Source organism: Mycobacterium bulgaricum (genome assembly GCF_041287165.2).
GTDB lineage: Bacteria > Actinomycetota > Actinomycetes > Mycobacteriales > Mycobacteriaceae > Mycobacterium > Mycobacterium bulgaricum.
The window spans coordinates 188,953-206,175 of record NZ_JBGGKV020000008.1 but is presented as its reverse complement, the minus strand read 5'-3'; the positions used below and the strand labels follow the sequence as shown (position 1 = coordinate 206,175).

Here is a 17,223-nt window from a genome sequence, read left to right as displayed (position 1 = left end):
GGCGGACACTCCAGCCGTAGTAAGAGTGTCATAAGAGACTGACCCAGTTTGGCGCCTCAAATGGTTACTGGCGAGTTCTACGCATCGGTAACAGCGCGTTGCATAACGCGCCGTTCATGAGAGCCGCGAGCTATCCGGGACAAACGTCCTGCATGCAGGTGGTTACGGTCGAGTAAGAAAGAATCGCAGTTCAAAGCAGTATTGTTATCGAATCGTTATCTGAAAAATTTCGTTCGCACGTCGTGTCCAGATGGTCAACCTGGGGACGACAAGATCGGTGGAACTGTCTTGTCGTGGTTTCGCTGCTCGGACACAAGTTTGCTGTCAAAACCTACTAATCAGTAAGTCCGGCGCCGGAACTACCCCCCGCCCAGCTTCTCAGCCCGACACCGCGGCCCGGGAACGGTTGGTGTCGGTCCCTCGGGCCCACCATCGACACGAGCGCGGCCACCCGTGCAGCGATGGCGCAGTGCTGCGCCTACGCGCCTCGCCGGGGCTCCCACACTCCGCCGAGGAGGATTCCCGCGGTGTAGCCCGACGCAGACGTGACCATGTGGCGCCGCATGGCCTGGTCGAAGCGGGACGCCATCACCTTCTCCCCCAGCGCGCGGTAATCCTGCACGACCTGCCGGATCTCATCCATTTCTTCGGGGCGCGGTAGGTGGTTGGCGCCGACTCGGGCCCGATACAGCTCGACGAGACTGTCCACGAACGCCTCCGCGAGGTCATCGACAGATTCCGCGGCGGCCTCGACGAACCGCAGGAGCGCCCGCACGCAGAGCATCTGGTCGGGTGACCGTTCCAGGACTTCCGCGGCCACGCTGTCGACGACCATGATCTTGCCGCCGACAACTTTGGCCAGCCCGTATTCGATGAGCTTGCGGCCCTCGTCGCTGTCGGGGTGGATGCCCATCGACGTGCCGTTGGCGTGCGGGTCCTTGGACGGGCCCAGCACGGCCTGCTGCAACCCGAGGATGTCCGCCAGGTCGGTTCCCTGGCGCATGCTCGCGAAGAACTCTGCGATGTGGGCCGAGTTGTAGCCCTTGCGCAGTAGTTGGCTGATGGTGTTGAGCTGGGACAGGTGGTAGTCGTCGTACAGCGCGGACCGACCGACCCGGCGAGGCGCATCGAGCAGCCCGCGCTCGCGGTAGGCGCGGATGTTGCGGGCACTGACTCCCGATACCCGAGCGAGGTCTTCGAGGCGATATTCAGCCATGCAGCGGCGTCTCCACGGGTGCGGCGTCGCAGGCCGGTCGGAGGCCTGAGCGGAACATGCACACACTGTAACTGCTCGCGGTGCAAAACGAGCGAAGTATCCTCTTCATCTTCTTTCAGCACACCCCCTGCTCAATAGGAACTTCTATCAGGGCGAATAATGCACATGCAGTCAATTTGCCAACATCACCGTGCAAATTCAGCCAACTTCGTCCTCACTGGCACTCGGATTCCGACACCCAGGGTGTGAGCAAATCGATTGGCGCGAGACACCAGAAATGCGCGACGATGGGAGCGCCTGCCAGTTCGAGCAGGACATTAAGACAAAGTCAGCTAATTGTGAGGTGCCCGCTCGTGCGTCCCTGGATTGTCTGGGCGACCGGGCTGCTCGCATACGTCGTCGCCGTCCTGGACCGGACCACCCTGGGCGTCTCTGGCCTCGCGGCGGCGGACCGCTTCAGCACGGGCCCCTCGTTGTTGTCGACATTCGTCGTGCTTCAGGTCGTGGTGTACGCAGGTGCCCAGATCCCCGCGGGGCTTTTGCTCGATCGATTCGGGTCGCGCGCGCTGATCGTCGCCGGGGCGTCGCTGATGGGCTCCGGTCAGCTCGTTCTGGCCTTCACCGAGTCGCTGCCCGCAGCCATCGCCGCCCGCGCGGTCGTGGGGCTCGGCGATGCGTTCACCTTCATCTCCGTCCTGCGTCTCGTCCCCCATTGGTTCGGGCCGCGGCAGATTCCGCTGGTCACGCAACTGACGGGAATCTTCGGCCAACTGGGCCAGGTGCTGTCGGCCGTGCCGTTCCTGGCGCTGCTCCACGCCGCCGGATGGTCGGTCGCCTACGTGTCTGCCGCAGCGCTCGGCGTGCTGTCGATCGTGCTGACGCTGCTCGTGGTGAAGAACACCCCGGACGGCGCGGCGGCGACCGTCGAGGCGATGTCGGTTCGCGAGACGCTGCACAGCCTCAAGACGGTGTGGCTACGTCCCGGGACCCGCCTCGGCTTCTTCACCCATATGGGGACGCAGTTCTCCCTCACCGTGTTCGCGCTCATGTGGGGCGTGCCCTATTTGACGGAAGCGCAAGGTCTTTCGGCCGGTGTGGCCGGTGCGTTGCTGAGCTTGTCCGTAGCCACCGCGGTCGGCTTCGGAGTGCTGATCGGTTTCGTCACCGGCCGCTACCCGCACCGCCGGTCCCGACTGGTGCTGGGCATCATCGCCAGCAACGCCCTGGTGTGGACCGTGGTGCTCGCGCTACCCGGCCCTGCACCGCTGTGGCTGCTCATCGTGTTGATCACGGTGATGTCCTTCGGCGGGCCCGGTTCCATGGTCGGATTCGACCTCGCGAGGACGTTCAACACCCGCGCGACATTGGGCACGGCGCAGGGCATGGTGAATATGGGCGGGTTCCTCGCGTCCCTGCTGTTGATGCTTGCGATGGGGCTGACCATGGAGGCGACCGGCGGCATCTCCTTCGAGTCGTTCCGGGTGGCGTGGACGCTTCAGTACCTCGTATGGGCGGTTGCGATCACCGGCATACTCATCACCCGCCGCAAGGCCCGCAGGCAACTCGTCGCGGACGACCCGGTCGCGCTCGCGAAGATCCCGACGTAACCGGAGATCACGAGGAAGTCGACGTGTTCCTCTCCACCGCCGCGGCAGCGTGCCGGTGCCCCACCAGTTCGTGGCCCACGACGGACACCACCGGGGCCAGCGTGACGACGAGCAGACAATTGGCCATCGAGATGCCGCCGGCGGCCAGCAACACCGCGACGGCGAGCACCGCCACGGTCAGCAGCAGCAGAAGCACATGCAGGGCCTCCACCGTGTGCGCCAGCAGCGAGTAGAGCACGTAGATCGCAAGGATGTAGATGCCAACCGGGATGACGACGGTGAGCACCGTCGCGACCGACGACAGCTCGGAATGGTGCTCGATGTAGTACGCGGCGGCGTGCAGGCCCGCACCGGTCGCGACGATCGAGGCGAACACGATGATGTGCAGATAGCCGAACCAGAAGGAGCGTTCGCGGCGCGCGTGCAGGATGTCGGCCTGCGGCAGCACGAAATACGTCCACCACATGCCGAATGTGAGGCCGGTGCCGGCAATGGCGACGAACACCGCCTCGACCGACCAGCCCTGCTCGCCGACCAGCGCCGTCAGCGATGCCACCGTTCCCACGACCCCCTCACCGAGGGCGATGATCGTGAACAGCCCGTACCTCTCGGCGATGTGGTGGGCGTGCCACGGCGTGCCACCCTGGCGGAACTCGGCGATGACGGGCCCCATGACCTCGACCAGCACCAGCGACAGGACGATCGCGATCGTGGCGGGCACCGAGGTGTGGACGAAGATCGCAACGATCCAACCGATCTGAGCAACAGTGATCCACAGCGCGTACGTCAGGCAGGCTTTGCGGCGTGGGGGATCCTGCCTGGCGGCCCGCAGCCACTGGGCGACCATCGCCACGCGCATCACCACATAGCCCGCGACGACCACGACGTTGTCGACGTGTCCGCCGTGCTCGATCGACGCATACATCTGGGGTAGTCCGAGGGCCAGGATGATGACGCCGACCATCTGCAGCATCGTCGTCAGCCGGTACACCCAGTCATCGGTGTCATAGGCCGAGGCGAACCAGCTGAAGTTGATCCAGGCCCAACACACCGCAAACATCGCGAAGAAGAACCCTGCGAGGCCGGCCGCCACGTGTCCTTCGGCGAGCAGGTGCGCGAACTGCGACGCCGCGATCCCGAACGCGATGACGAATGTCAGGTCGAACAGCAGCTCGAGCGGGGTCGCGGCCCGCCCGGCCTCGTGCGGGTCGCGGCCGGTCATCTGCTTGATCCGGTGCAACTGGCCGAATGATCGCTGCGGTTGGTCGCTCACTGCTCGTCCCCTTTCCTCCGCCGGGCAGAGCGTAGCGGTGCACGGGGCTCGACGCGTCCGCCGAAGCCCCGGCCGCTTCGTCAGGCTGCTGTCCGCTGCGCGATAGGGTCGCGTCATGGACGCCGTCGGTGTGGTGCTGGCCGCGGGCCTCGGTACCCGGGTGGGCGCCGACGGGAACAAGGCATACCTGCCGTTGGCGGGCCGGAGCATGCTCGCGTGGTCGCTGGACACGTTGACCCGGTTGCCGGAGATCGCGAGGACGGTTCTGGTGTTCCGCAAGGGTGAGTTCGATCTCGCTCGCGACACCGTCAGCCGCGAACTCGGCGACGCGGCAATCGAATTGGTCGAAGGTGGGGACACCAGGCACGGTTCGGAGACCAATGTCGTGCGATATCTGGCCGGCGACATCGAGTCGGGCAGCGTCGACGTCGTCGCCATCCACGATGCCGCGCGGCCGCTCGCGGGTCCGGAAATGTTCCGTCAGGCGATCGCGCTCGCTCGCGAATTCGGCGGCGCATTGCCCGCCCTGCCGGTCGAGCACCTCGCGGCGGCCGGCGACGACGGCCTCAGTTCCGTGTCCGGTCGTCCGGCACTGGTCAGAGTCCAGACGCCGCAGGCCTTTCGCGCCCGTGACCTGCTGCACGCGTATCGCTGCGCGGAGCGCGACAGGTTCGAAGGCACCGACACGTCATCGTGCATCGAGCACTACACCGATGTGGAGGTGCGGACGTTCGACGGCGACGCCGCCAACCTGAAGGTGACCTATGCCCGCGACGTCGCCGTCGCGCAGCATCTCCTCAGCGACCGGGGCCGTCACTCCGGCTCTCGATGACCGCTGCGAGATAGCTTGCGTCGCGCGGCAATTGAACTGAAACGGTGTCGGTGTCGCCCTCGATCGACGTCACCGGTATTTCCGAGCGCAGCACGGTGTCGAGTTCGGCGGATCCGGCGCGGGCCACCAGACCGGACAATGCGTCGGCAGCGAAACCCCGCGGGTACTGCACGGTGCGAAGCGGGGACCGCTCGACGGTCGCCGTCACCGCCCCCTTCGCATCGACGGCTTTGATGCTGTCGGTCACCGGACACACCGGCAGCACCGCTGTCGCGCCGTCGTTCAGTGCGACCATGACACGCTCGAGCGTGGTCGGCGAGACCAGCGGCCACGCGATGTCGTGCAGCAGCACCGGACCCGAGCCGCCGAGAACGCGCAGCGCTGTAGCGACGCACTCGGCCCACGAGCCCGGATCGTCGGCGATGCACACCTGCGCCCCTGAAAGGTGCAGTGGTGACAGTGTTTTCCGCACCTCGTCGGCCAGTGGGGCGGCTGCTGCGACGACCACGTCGGCGACGGAGGCCAGTGCTGTCACGATGCGCATGAGCGGCGACTGCCCCGCAACGGGCGAGAACACCGCCTCGGGCCGGGAAACCAGGCTCTGCGGCACGGGCAGGATCGCCGTCATGGTCACGGCGTTCGAGGCTATACGGCCTACACCGGGTCGAACGACTCGATCAGCCAGTTGCCGTCGATTTTCGTCAGGCCCACCTTCACGCTGCTGGCCGCGAAAGCGCCGTCGGGGTTCTCCTTGCTGGTGGTGGTCTGGTTGATGAAGACCAGCACCTCCGCGGAATCGGGCGCCATCTCCGACACGGCAGCCCGGACCACGGACGCGGCGGTCTTGACGGACTTTTCCCGAGCTGCGGGCGTGACGATCTGCTCGGTGAATTGTGTGTAGTAGGAGAGGAAATCACCCGTCAGTTTCGATTTGGCGTTGGCGAAATCCTGGTCGAGCGATTCCGGTGAGTAGGACAGCAGCGCGACGGTGCCTGTCTTGGCGGCGTCGAGCGCGACCTGCTCCGCTGCGGGATTGGTCTCCTGATCGGGCCGGTAGTCGTTGAAGTAGAGCCAGCTGGTCAGGCCCGCGGACGCGGCGAGCAGAACGAACGCCAGCACCGCCCCGACGGCCAGTGCCCGCCCCGACCGTCGACGCGTCTTCGTGGGCGATTCGGCGGACCGATCGGTCTCTTCTTCGCCGGACACGACCTCGTCGGACGTGTCGTCGACAGTTTCCTCGACGGCGGTCTCGTCAGCGTCGGTGGGATCCGTGGTTTCGGTGACGCGCTCTGGTGTGCGCTCTTCGTCGCTCACGGCACGAACTCGACTTTCGCCATCTTGATCTGACCGTTCTCGCGCTCAAGGCTCACGCTGAGGCGCCACGTACGTGGCTCCTGGTTGGCTCCGGCGGTGTTGGTGACGCGCGATGCGGCTGCGACGAGCACCTCGGCCTTGTCATCGGACATCGACTCGACAGCGGTGGAGTTGACCGTGACCTCGGTGACGACCTTCGAATCCTGGGCCACCTTCACGAAATCGGCCGCCTGCGACTCGAAGTCGGACTTGAACTGGCCCGTCGAGTTGTCGATGATGCGCTGGACATCGGCCTCGGCGTTGTTGAAGTCCAATGACATCAGCGTGACGACGCTTTGCCGGGCGGCTGCCGAGTACTCGGCGGTCTGCTGCCGGACCTTCTCGGCATTTCGGTGCTCGACGATCATGTAGCCGCTTGCGGCGAGCAGAGCCACCGTCCCCAGGATGGCCACGAGGATCGCCGCGATGCCAACGCCGAACTTCGTCGGCTTCAACCGCAGTCTGCGGCGCTTGCGCGGCGTCACCGCGTCCGGCGCCTCGTCGATCCCGAGTTCGACTCCGGTCGACTCGTCGTTGTCGGCCTTGACGACGTCCGTCTCCGCCTCGGCGGCCGGGGCCTCGGCGGTACCCGGCGCGGTTTCGGTGGCGGCGAGGGCCTCGCGGCGGAGTCTCGCGGCGCGGGCCCGCGCCTTGGCGGCCGCGGCCATCGCGTCGGCCTCGGCGGCCTCTGCTTCGGCTTCCTCGGCGAGCGCCCGAGCCTGTTCGGCGTCCGTCGGACGGTCAGGTTCCGCGGTCGATTCTTCGACGCGATCGGCGTCGATCACCGAGTCGCGGCGCCTGAAAGACGGCACACCGACCTCCTTGTCTGCTGCGTCATCAACCTGTCGTCGTTATGAGAATGTCGTTCTTCTTTTTTGAGTATCGCCTATGACAGTACCCCCGTTTTGCGCGTCCGGACAAAAGGTCTGTCAGCGGAAATGCTGTTTACGCGCTGTGCGTCCGCTCAGCGCCCGAGGTTCTGCAGTTTGTCTTTCATCACCTTGCCGGTCGCATTCAACGGCAACTCGTCGAGGAACTCTACATACCGGGGCACCTTGAAACCGGCCATTCGGTCGCGACACCAGGCGATCAGATCGTCGCCGTCCAGCCCCGCCCCCGAGCCGTTCGGGCCGGCCTTGGCCACGACGAAGGCCTTGCCGACCTGCCCCATGCGCTCGTCGGGGACGCCGATGACGGCGGCCTGCGCCACGGCGGGGTGCTCCAGCAGAAAGCCCTCGATCTCGGCGGGGTAGGCATTGAAGCCGCCCACGATGAACATGTCCTTCTTGCGCCCGACGATCCGCAGCCTGCCCGCGTCGTCCACGGTGCCGAGGTCACCGGTGTGGAGCCAGCCGTCGTCGTCGATGGTCTCGGCGGTAGCCGCCGGGTCGTCGAGGTAGCCCTGCATGACCGTGTAGCCCCGCACCAGCACCTCGCCGTCGTCGGCGATGCGCATCTCGACACCGTCGCAGGCGACTCCCGCGGTGGTTGCGATGTCCTCGAACGAATCACCGGGCCGCGACAGTGTGACGGTACCGGCCTCGGTGAGGCCGTAGCCCGTCGCCAGGGTCTGGAACGGCAGCTCTTCGTGCACCCGCCGAATCAGCTCGACGGGGATGTCGGCCGCACCGGTCACCCCGGCCCGCAGCGTGGCGAGCTTCGACTTGTCAGGCAGGGACAGCAGCGAGTGGTACAGCGTCGGCGGGCCGGGAAGCATCGTGATGCGTTCCGCCGCAATGAGTTCCACCACCCTGTCGACGTCGAACACCGAAATCGGCAGCATCGTCGCACCGCGGATGAACGACGCGATCAACCCGGCCTTGTAGCCGAAGGTGTGGAAGTACGGGTTGACCATGAGATAGCGGTCGCCCCGGCGCAGGTCGGCGAGGTCGCACCACTCCTCGTAGAGCCGCAGGTTCTGCGCGTGATGCATCATCACGCCCTTGGGCCGCCCGGTGGTACCCGACGTGAAGATGATGTCCGAGATGTCGGTGGAGGTCACCGGCCTGCTGAACGGCGCGCCGCTGGAGAGGAAGTCCGATTTCAGGTCGATCACGGGCACCCCGCCGGGTGCCACGTAGTCGACGCCGAGGAAGCCCTGCTGGACGAGGACGGCCTTGGCGCCGCTGCGGGCGATGATGTCGCCCGCCTCCTCGGTTTTGAACCTGGTGTTGACCGGAACCAGTACACCGCCGGCGGTGAGCAGACCGAAGGCGGAGATGATCCACTCGGCGCTGTTGGGCGCCCAGATCGCGGCGCGATCCCCTTTGTCGATACCGAGGTCGGCGAACGCGCCTGCGGCACAACGGATCCGCTCGACGAGTTCGGTAAAGGACAAACGCAGCGGACCGTCGACGACAGCTTCGCTGTCGCCGAACCGGTCCGCCGCGCTGGCGACCAACTCGGGGATGGTCTGCCATCGAGCTTGGTAGGTCACGTCGTGACGAGACGTCCCAGGTTGCCGCCCATGATCTTGGCCTGATCCTCCACCGAGAGGTGCTCGAGCGCCGTCACGTAGTGGGTGGGCTCGGCCAGACCCTCGGGGTGCGGCCAGTCGGAACCGTAGAGCACCTGGTCGACACCGATCAGGTTGATCAGGTCATCGATGCCCTCTTCGTAGAACGGGCTGACGTAGATCCGGTTCTTGATCTCTTCGATCGGGTTGCCCAGGAAGGCCTCGGGAGCCTTCTTGTACACCTCGGCCATCGAATCCAGCAGCGGGAACATCCACTTCGAGCCGGCCTCGACGATGCCGACCTTCAGCTTCGGGAAGCGGAACAGCGCGCCGTGAATCACCCACGACGCCACGGCATCCTGAATGGGTCGCCACTCGTTGAGGATCGACATCGCGTTGGTCTGGAACGGCAGCATCTCCTGGGCGGCGCCGTCCCATTCGGACGTGTAGCGCGAGTAGCCGCTGTCCGAGGAGTGCATGCCCACGAAGATGTCGTGGTGTACGACGCGCTCCCAGAACGGATCGAACTCGGGCAGCGCGAAGGAACGGGGTCCGCGGAACCCTGGCACCGGCGCGGGCCGGATCAGGATGGCACGGGCGCCACGCTTGACGCACCACTCCAGCTCCTCGATCGCCTTCTCGACAATGGGCAGCGTGATGACGGGCGTGGTGAAGATGCGGTTCTGGTAGTTGAAGCCCCAGACCTCGTGCAACCACTCGTTGAGCGCGTGGATGATCACGTGGATCGCGATGGGATCGTCAGAGAGACGCTCCTCGATCAGGCTTGCCAGCGTCGGGAACATCAGGCTGCGGTCGACGCCGAGCTCGTCCATCACCTTGATGCGCGGCTCGGGCTCGAAGAACGCCGGGATGGCCTTCATCGGCTCGCCGAACAGCTCACGCTTGCTCTTGCCGTCAGGGTTGCCGAACTTGAAGTACTCCTCCCAGGCACCCGGCTTGGCCACCACCGAGAACGTGGGGTTCGGGATGTAGTTGGAGATCTGGCCCTTGAGCGCGATCTTGGTCCGCCCGTTGACCTCGACGTACTGGACGACGTCCTTGTACTCCTTGGGGAGGTACTTGGTCATCGCCTCCGGCGGCTCGTAGAGGTGGTTGTCCGCATCGAACAGCGGGAACGGGATATCCACCCGGTGCGACAGTTGTCCCATGAAAGACTCCTTTTCCTATCCAGAGAATCGTATTCTCATTTTCGGTGGGCCGCAACGACCCCGCCGGCCGCGACCTGCTGCCGGATCACGTACTTCTGGACCTTCCCGCTGGCGGTCCTGGGGAAGTCCTGCCCTTCCGGAACCCGGTGCAACTCCTCCGGCCACTTCTGGGTCGCGACGCCTGCGCCCCTGAAGTGCGCACGAACGTCGTCGAGGCTCGGCATCGGGTGACCCTCGCGTATGCGCAACACCGCGGCTGTCCGCTCCCCCAGCCGTTGGTCGGGCGCGGCGACGACGACCGCCTCGGCGACCTCCGGCATCGACAACAGCACCTCTTCGACCTCCAGGGCGCTGATGTTCTCGCCGCCGCGGATGATGACGTCGGCCTTGCGGTCGGTGATGGTCAGGTATCCGTCGGCGTCGAGCACCCCGATGTCGCCGGTGCGGTACCAGCCCTCGTCGTCGAACGCCCGGTCGGTGAGCTCGTCGTCGGTGTAGCCGAGGCACAGGTCAGGGCCGCGGCTGTAGATCTCCCCGTCAGGCCCCAGCTTGATCTCCACCCCGGGTCGCGGGTCACCGTCGGTGAAGAGTCGCTTGGCCTCCGGCGCACTCGGGCGCGATCCGGTGATCGAGGGATGCTCGGTGCTGCCGTAGGAGCGGAACACGAACATGCCCAAGTCTGTGAGCCGCTGAGTCACCGCAGCGGGGACCGTCGAGCCGCCCAGCCCGACCGCCTTGAAATGGCGGAGATGATGGGGCTTGCAGTCAGGGTGATCGAGCAGGCTGGTGACGAAGTACGGCGGGCCTCCCCCGATGGACAGACCGTCGCTTTCCATCAGCTGCAGGACCATGCCGGGGTCCCAGACGTCGCACAGATCGATAGGCGAACCCTCGAGAACCGGGATCAACAGTGCGCCGACCATCCCGATGAAATGACCGACCGGGGTGGCCGTGAGCTGACGGCCACGGTCCGGCGGATAGTTCTGTAGCAGCTGGCGGGTCTCGAAGCTCAGAGTCTGGTGGCTGTGGATCACGCCCTTGGGGTCCCTGGTGGTCCCCGAGGTGAAGGCGATCAGGGCCGGCGACGCGGGATCTGCGGAGATCGTGCCTGTCAACGGCTCGTCGGCGAGCAGTTCGTCGAAAGAGTTATCCCCGACCAGCCCGACGATCGGCACGTCTGCACAAAGATCGGGCTGGTGGCGCATCCGACCGAACTCCTCGGTCGTGATGAACACGCGCGGCTTCGCCACGGACAGGATGTGCCCGATCTCCTTGCGGCCGTAGAAGTGCACGATCGGGACGATCACGGCACCGAGGAAGGACGACGCCCAGAACGTGACCGCCGCCTCGCGCCAGTTCGGCAACTGCAGCGCCACCACGTCACCGGGCCCGACCCCGCGCTCCCGCAGCCCGGCCGCCAACAGCCGGGCATCCCGTTCGACCTCGCCGAACGTTCCTTCGTAGGGCCGCAGCGAGGAGTGCACGCAGAATCCGGTGTCGGGGCTGTCCGCCAGCCCGCGGGCCAGCAGGTCCCCGAGCGTCTCCCTGGTCCAGTGCCCCTCCTGCTCATAGCGCCTGACCAGCTCCGCAGGAATCGTCCGCATGGCTGCCGGCCACCCTTTCCCGTCCGCGAGGAGATACCGTCCACGAGGACTTGGAAATCCTCGCGATTCGAGGGTGATGCTATTCTCCGCCTGCGAGAATGCCAATACCGCAGAGGGAGAATGCCCGATGGTCGACCTCGAAATCGACGATGGTCTGGCGACCATCACCATCGATCGCCCGCACGCGCGGAACGCGATCTCCCTCGAGACCATGGACCAGCTCGACAAGGCGCTCGACGGCGCTGCGGGCGCGGCTGCGCTTGCGCTGACCGGAGCCGGTGACAAGGCCTTTGTCTCCGGCGGGGACCTCAAGGAGCTCAGCGCCCTGCGCACCGAGGAACAGGCTGCGGCGATGGCTTTCCGGATGAGGTCGATCTGCGATCGCATTGCCGGGTTCCCCGGCCCGGTGCTGGCCGCCCTCAACGGCCATGCCCTCGGCGGCGGCGCCGAATTCGCCGTGGCCGCCGACATCCGGGTGGCCGCCGACGACATCAAGATCGGCTTCAATCAGGTCGCTTTGGCGATCATGCCCGCCTGGGGCGGCGCCGAACGCCTCGTCGAGCTGGTCGGATACAGCAGAGCCCTGTTGCTGGCAGGCACCGGACGCATCCTCGCGGCCACCGACGCCGAGCGCATCGGCCTCGTCGACCAGGTCATCCCGAGGGCGAGTTTCGACGAGCAGTGGCGGCTGACCGCGCGCCTGCTGGCCGCCGCACCCGCCGGCGAGGTCAAGCGGGTGATGCGGGGCGTCCCGACCACCGAGGCCGTCGCGGCGTTCGCGCGGCTGTGGGTGTCCGACGAGCACTGGGCCGCCGCCGACAAGGTGATGAACAAGGGCAAGTAGCCCCGGGCCAGATCGGGAGCTCGCGAATCGGGCCTCTGCCGTCCAGCCGGCCTGAACGCACGCAATTCATGCATTCACAGGAGATGTTCTCTCTAGACGAGAACGTCATTTCCGATTATGTTCAACGACGTGTCGACATCGCAGCGGGCGCTGGCGCCCGAAATCTCCACCTGGCCCGCCGAGAATCCACAGCTGATCGGTAGTGAGTGTGGCGCGTGCGGGGCCACCGTGTTCCCGGTACAGGACCACTGCCCGAAGTGCAGCAGCGCCGAGATGGCCGAAGTGTTGCTTCCCCGGCGCGGCACCGTCATCGCGTGGACCACGCAGGGCTTTCCCCCCGGCGCGCCCTATGCGGGCCCCACGGGCAAGGACTTCGTGCCCTTCGGCGTGGGGCTGGTCCAACTCGGCGACACGATCCGCGTGGAGGGCCGCCTCACCGAGAACGACCCGGCGAAGCTGACTTTCGGCCAAGAGGTCGAACTCACGATGATCCCGTTCACCACTGACGCCGACGGCAACGAGGTTGTCACGTTCGCGTTCCAGCCCGTCTAGTTCGAAGGACAACACAGACATGACCAACGACGTCGCCATCATCGGCGTGGGACTGCATCCGTTCGGCCGCTTCGACAAGCCGGCGGTCCAGATGGGCGCCGAGGCGATCCGGCTCGCGCTCGCCGACGCCGGCGTCGAGTGGAAGGACATCCAGTTCGGCTTCGGCGGCAGTTACGAAGTGTCCAATCCGGATTCGGTGACGCGCCTCGTCGGCCTGACGGGCATCACCTTCACCAACGTGTTCAACGCCTGCGCCACGTCGGCCAGCGCCATCCAGCAGACGGCCGACACGATCCGGCTGGGCAAGTACGACATCGGCGTGGCGGTGGGTCTCGACAAGCACCCGCGTGGTGCGTTCACCGACGACCCGGCCAAACTCGCACTGCCACAGTGGTATGCCGAGAACGGCCAGTTCGTGACCACGAAGTTCTTCGGCATGAAGGCCAATCACTACATCCACAAGCACAACATCTCCCAGGAGACGCTGGCCCGGGTCGCCAACAAGAACTTCCGCAACGGGGCGTTGAACCCGAATGCTTTCCGCCGCAAAGAGATATCGGTCGAGGAGATCCTGGCGTCGCCGGCGCTGAACTATCCGCTGACCCAGTACATGTTCTGCGCACCGGACGAGGGTGCGGCTGCGGTGATCATGTGCCGTGGCGACATCGCCCATAAATTCACCGACAAGCCGGTGTACGTGCGCGCCAGCGAGATCCGCACGCGGACCTTCGGCGCCTACGAGGTGCACGCGACGTCCGCACCGCTCGACGAGGACTCGTCGCCGACGGTATACGCCGCCAAGGCCGCCTACGAGATCGCGGGTATCGGACCGGAGGACGTCGACGTCGCCCAGTTGCAGGACACCGATGCCGGCGCGGAGGTCATCCACATGGCCGAGACCGGGCTCTGCGCCGACGGCGAGCAGGAGAAGCTGCTCGCCGACGGAGCCACCGAGATCCACGGTTCGATCCCGGTCAACACCGACGGCGGCTTGATCGCCAACGGCGAACCGATCGGCGCCTCGGGGCTGCGTCAGATGCACGAGCTCGTCCGTCAGCTCCGCGGTGAAGCGGGTGACCGCCAGGTACCGGGCCAACCGCGGGTCGGGCTGGCCCAGGTCTACGGCGCGCCGGGCACGGCATCCGCGACGATCCTGTCCCTGTAGGGATTTCGCGGACCCCTGGAGGTTTGGTAGCCGATCGGCTACTGTCGCGGGAGGGCGAGTAGCCGATCGGCTACTCACATTCCCGCGATCAGGGAGGTCGGATGCAGATTCTCGCCGAGGCCGAGGACCTGCCCAAGACGGCGAACATCAGAACCCAGCTGATCAGCTTGTGGACCGCACCGATATTCGGCGCGGTCCTGTTGATCGCGTTCGTCGCGTTTCCGGGCTTCCTTCCGCCGATGTCGCCTCAGATGACGGCCGATCAGGTCGCGGCGTTCTACGCGGACAACACCGCGATGATCCGGTTTTCCATGATCACCTACAACCTCTGCGGCATCATGCTGCTGCCGTTCTTCATGGTGATCGTCGTCCAGATGAAACGGATGACGTCCCAGAGCCACGCGCTGGCCTATTGCTATCTGACCGCAGCGGTCAGCGGCGCAACACTTTTCGCACTGGCCGACATCTTCTACCTCGTCGCGGCGTTCCGTCCCGACCGCAGCCCCGAATTACTCCTGCTGCTCAACGATCTCGCATGGATCACCTTGGTGGCCCCCGTCGGCATGCTCGTCGCCCAGAATCTGCTCCTCGGCCTCGCGATCTATCTCGATTCGGGACCGAAGCCCGTGTTCCCGCGCTGGGTCGGCCATTTCGCGGTCGTCACCGGCCTGGCGATGGCTCCGGCCGCGGCCGCCGCGGTGCTGCGCACCGGTCCGTTGGCCTGGGACGGGGTCATCTCGTTCTGGCTGCGCGGCGGTGCACTGGTCGTGTTCGTGTCGGTGATGTTCTTCGTGCTGCGCGCGGCGCTGCAACGGCAGGCGGTCGAGGAAGGGGTGTCGGCACGGTGAGCGCCACCGTCTCACCGCCGGCCACCGATGCGCCCACGCGGCCGGTGAGCAAGCGCGACATCTGGATCGTCTTCACGATCGTCCCCGCGTTCTACACGGCGTTCGGCATCATCTTCTTCGCGCTCGCCAGGACCATGCCGCCACCCCGGCCCGACGTCACGACCGCGCAGAAGGTCGAGTTCTTCGCCGAGCACAACCTGACGATCCAGATCGGATTCGGCATCCTGATACTGATCGTCGGCGGGGCGGGCGTGGCCAACGGCATCGTCGTCTATCACATGAAACGCATGACATCTGGGTCGGTGATGGCCTACGTCTACATGGGCGGCATGGCTGTCGGCGCGCTGCCCGGTTGCCTGCTCGTCGCGTTCTGTTTTCTGGCGGCCACGTTCCGCCCGGATCGCGACCCCGAGGTCATGGCGTTGCTCTATGACCTCGGATGCCTGTCCTATGTCGGTTCGCTCGGCTGTTTCACCACAGCGTATTTCGGCTTCGCCATCGCAATCCTCTACGACCGCAACAACATCTTCCCGAAGTGGCTTGCCTACGTGACGGTGTGGCAGATCGTCACCGAGATCCTGGCCGTTCCGGTGTTCGTGGCGCCCGCGGGCCCGTTCTCGTGGAACGGCTCGATGTCGTTCTGGACCGGGACCGCGATCTTCGGATTCTGGCTGTCCTGCGTGATCTTCTTCCTCAAGAAGGCCAACGAAGAGCAACCAGCCGACCAGGCACCGCTGCCGTGACCGACACTCGGGCACAGCCACTCCGGGCCGACGAACGGGCCGGACGCGATCACCTTCCGGGCGACAACGCCATCTGGGTGATGGTCCTCGGAGATCTCATCATCTTCGGCTCCTACTTTGTGATCTTCATGGTCCACCGCGCCATGGCGCCGCAGCAGTTCCTCGAGGCGCAGCAGCATCTGAACCTCACCATCGGTGCGCTGAACACCGTTGTGCTGCTGACCAGTTCGTGGTTCGTCGCACGCAGTGTGCTGGCTGCCCGCGCCGGGGACATCGCCGCCGCTTTGCGGTTGACCTACCTCGGCGGCGCCTGCGGGGTGGCCTTCATCGGGATCAAAGCCTACGAATGGTCCGCCAAGATCGCTGCGGGGCAGACGATGGGCGGCCCCTCTCATTTCGACGAGTTCTTCAACTTCTACTACATGCTCACCGGAGTCCATCTCTTCCACGTCATGCTGGGCCTGCTGATCTTGGGAATCGTGGTGCGCGAGTTACGGAATCCGCGCAAGCGCAGGATTCCGATGATCGAGTCCGTCGCCGCCTACTGGCACATGGTCGATCTGCTGTGGGTGGTCATCTTCGGTCTGCTGTACGTGATGAGGTGATCGATGACGACCAGGGTCAGTGTCAGTGACGGCCGCGCCATCACCGTCGTGTGGGTGGTTCTTTCGGCGATCACCGTGGCGTCGTGGTGGCTGGCGCCCGGCCATTCCGGCGGTCACGTCGGGGCGAGCATTCCGATCACCGTCGTGGCAATCGTGCTGGGCTTCATCAAGTGTCGTCTCATCATCCGCTATTTCATGGAGGTGCGGACAGCGCCGACGTGGTTGCGCCACAGCACCGACGCGTGGTTGCTCACGCTCTGGACCGCGGTGCTGGTGATCTACCTGTGGTGACCCACGGTCATACGCGCGCTGACGAGGCGTTCCAGCCTTCGGCGAACTCGGGCAACGGGTCGCCTTCCAGACGCCGGATCCACTGCTCGCAGAACGCGAACGTCTCGGCATGGCCGGTGCTGATCCCGAGCGCACGCTCCATGACCAGCGCCTGCGACACGCTCGTCGCGAACACCGTCCACACCACGGGGGGCACGTCGTTCGACACCATCCCGTAGCGCTGCAGCGCCTCGTTGATGGCCCGGTTCTGTTCCTGGCGGAAACGCTCGGCGTAGTACACGATTTCCGCCCGCAGCGCTTTGCGGTGATTCGCCAGCCCCATGAATTCCATCGTGAGCCTGGTGGCCTCCGGGGCCGTACTGAACCTCCACAGTGCCCACAGCGGCTGCGGCGATTGCAGCGCGGTGGACAGCACTGCGAGGCCCTCTTCTGCTCTGCGGTGAAACACCGCGAGGAACAGGTCCTCCATCGTGCGGAAGTAGTAATGCACCAGCTGGGGCTTCAATCCCGCCTGATCGGCGACCCGGCGCGACGTGACAGCCGCATAGCCCTCCTCGATGAGAAGCTGCTCGGCGGCGTCGAGCAGCACGACGCGATTTTTCGCATCCGGTGCCCCGATCCGCCGCGGCGATGACATGCTGACCTCACTCCTTTGCTGGTGTACGC

18 protein-coding genes are annotated in these 17,223 nt (G+C 65.6%); 9 read left to right on the top strand and 9 right to left on the bottom strand.

From position 1 onward, the window contains the following. Positions 1-478: 478 nt before the first annotated feature. Positions 479-1,216: a MerR family transcriptional regulator gene (locus tag ACAG24_RS21190; protein ID WP_370474386.1), complete on the bottom strand. Its 738-nt coding sequence runs from the start codon at positions 1,214-1,216 to the stop codon at positions 479-481. A 353-nt stretch (positions 1,217-1,569) separates the two neighbouring features. Between ACAG24_RS21190 and ACAG24_RS21185 the strand changes: the two genes are divergently transcribed. Further along, entirely contained in the window at positions 1,570-2,823 is a 1,254-nt protein-coding gene (locus ACAG24_RS21185) for an MFS transporter (protein ID WP_370474385.1), read from the top strand. Between the two features lie 7 nt (positions 2,824-2,830). Here the strand turns inward: ACAG24_RS21185 and ACAG24_RS21180 are convergent, their stop codons facing one another. Further along, complete coding sequence (locus ACAG24_RS21180; protein WP_370474446.1) at positions 2,831-4,045, bottom strand: low temperature requirement protein A; 1,215 nt, start codon at positions 4,043-4,045, stop codon at positions 2,831-2,833. 166 nt (positions 4,046-4,211) lie between these two features. On the opposite strand from ACAG24_RS21180, the gene ACAG24_RS21175 reads away from it, so the two are divergent. Beyond that, positions 4,212-4,928, top strand: coding sequence for an IspD/TarI family cytidylyltransferase (locus ACAG24_RS21175; protein WP_370474384.1), 717 nt, complete (start codon positions 4,212-4,214; stop codon positions 4,926-4,928). Here ACAG24_RS21175 and ACAG24_RS21170 read toward each other — a convergent pair. From ACAG24_RS21170 to ACAG24_RS21145, 6 genes are all read right to left on the bottom strand, one after another. After that, complete coding sequence (locus ACAG24_RS21170) at positions 4,894-5,556, bottom strand: IspD/TarI family cytidylyltransferase (RefSeq protein ID WP_370474445.1); 663 nt, start codon at positions 5,554-5,556, stop codon at positions 4,894-4,896. The genes ACAG24_RS21175 and ACAG24_RS21170 overlap by 35 nt on opposite strands. 26 nt (positions 5,557-5,582) lie before the next feature. Then, complete coding sequence (locus ACAG24_RS21165; protein WP_370474383.1) at positions 5,583-6,242, bottom strand: hypothetical protein; 660 nt, start codon at positions 6,240-6,242, stop codon at positions 5,583-5,585. Next, complete coding sequence (locus ACAG24_RS21160) at positions 6,239-7,093, bottom strand: Rv1363c family protein (protein WP_370474382.1); 855 nt, start codon at positions 7,091-7,093, stop codon at positions 6,239-6,241. The genes ACAG24_RS21165 and ACAG24_RS21160 overlap by 4 nt, the downstream gene beginning before the upstream one ends. A 152-nt stretch (positions 7,094-7,245) precedes the next feature. Further along, a complete protein-coding gene (locus ACAG24_RS21155) occupies positions 7,246-8,718 on the bottom strand; it encodes a FadD3 family acyl-CoA ligase (RefSeq protein WP_370474381.1) in 1,473 nt (490 codons plus the stop codon). Continuing rightward, the gene (locus ACAG24_RS21150; protein ID WP_370474380.1) at positions 8,715-9,905 is read right to left on the bottom strand and encodes an amidohydrolase family protein; all 1,191 of its coding nucleotides are present in this window, start codon (positions 9,903-9,905) and stop codon (positions 8,715-8,717) included. The genes ACAG24_RS21155 and ACAG24_RS21150 overlap by 4 nt, the downstream gene beginning before the upstream one ends. A gap of 35 nt (positions 9,906-9,940) precedes the next feature. Further along, positions 9,941-11,509 (bottom strand): AMP-binding protein, encoded by a 1,569-nt coding sequence (locus ACAG24_RS21145; protein ID WP_370474379.1) that lies wholly within the window; start codon positions 11,507-11,509, stop codon positions 9,941-9,943. Positions 11,510-11,636: 127 nt separating this feature from the next. On the opposite strand from ACAG24_RS21145, the gene ACAG24_RS21140 reads away from it, so the two are divergent. The 7 genes from ACAG24_RS21140 to ACAG24_RS21110 all read left to right on the top strand — a co-directional run bounded on the left by ACAG24_RS21140 (position 11,637) and on the right by ACAG24_RS21110 (position 16,557). Next, on the top strand, positions 11,637-12,353 hold the full coding sequence (locus ACAG24_RS21140; RefSeq protein ID WP_370474378.1) for an enoyl-CoA hydratase/isomerase family protein: 717 nt from the start codon (positions 11,637-11,639) through the stop codon (positions 12,351-12,353). Positions 12,354-12,470: 117 nt separating this feature from the next. After that, entirely contained in the window at positions 12,471-12,905 is a 435-nt protein-coding gene (locus ACAG24_RS21135) for a Zn-ribbon domain-containing OB-fold protein (protein ID WP_370474377.1), read from the top strand. 19 nt (positions 12,906-12,924) lie between these two features. Further along, positions 12,925-14,070, top strand: coding sequence for a thiolase family protein (locus tag ACAG24_RS21130; RefSeq protein WP_370474376.1), 1,146 nt, complete (start codon positions 12,925-12,927; stop codon positions 14,068-14,070). A gap of 101 nt (positions 14,071-14,171) precedes the next feature. After that, the gene (locus tag ACAG24_RS21125; RefSeq protein WP_370474375.1) at positions 14,172-14,918 is read left to right on the top strand and encodes a hypothetical protein; all 747 of its coding nucleotides are present in this window, start codon (positions 14,172-14,174) and stop codon (positions 14,916-14,918) included. Further along, positions 14,915-15,661, top strand: coding sequence for a hypothetical protein (locus ACAG24_RS21120; protein WP_370474374.1), 747 nt, complete (start codon positions 14,915-14,917; stop codon positions 15,659-15,661). Before ACAG24_RS21125 ends, ACAG24_RS21120 begins: the two co-directional genes overlap by 4 nt. Continuing rightward, a complete protein-coding gene (locus ACAG24_RS21115) occupies positions 15,658-16,266 on the top strand; it encodes a cytochrome c oxidase subunit 3 (protein WP_370474373.1) in 609 nt (202 codons plus the stop codon). Before ACAG24_RS21120 ends, ACAG24_RS21115 begins: the two co-directional genes overlap by 4 nt. Positions 16,267-16,269: 3 nt before the next feature. Continuing rightward, on the top strand, positions 16,270-16,557 hold the full coding sequence (locus ACAG24_RS21110; RefSeq protein WP_370474372.1) for a cytochrome C oxidase subunit IV family protein: 288 nt from the start codon (positions 16,270-16,272) through the stop codon (positions 16,555-16,557). A 7-nt stretch (positions 16,558-16,564) separates the two neighbouring features. Here ACAG24_RS21110 and ACAG24_RS21105 read toward each other — a convergent pair whose 3' ends face one another. Beyond that, complete coding sequence (locus tag ACAG24_RS21105; RefSeq protein WP_370474371.1) at positions 16,565-17,194, bottom strand: TetR/AcrR family transcriptional regulator; 630 nt, start codon at positions 17,192-17,194, stop codon at positions 16,565-16,567. Positions 17,195-17,223: the final 29 nt, after the last annotated feature.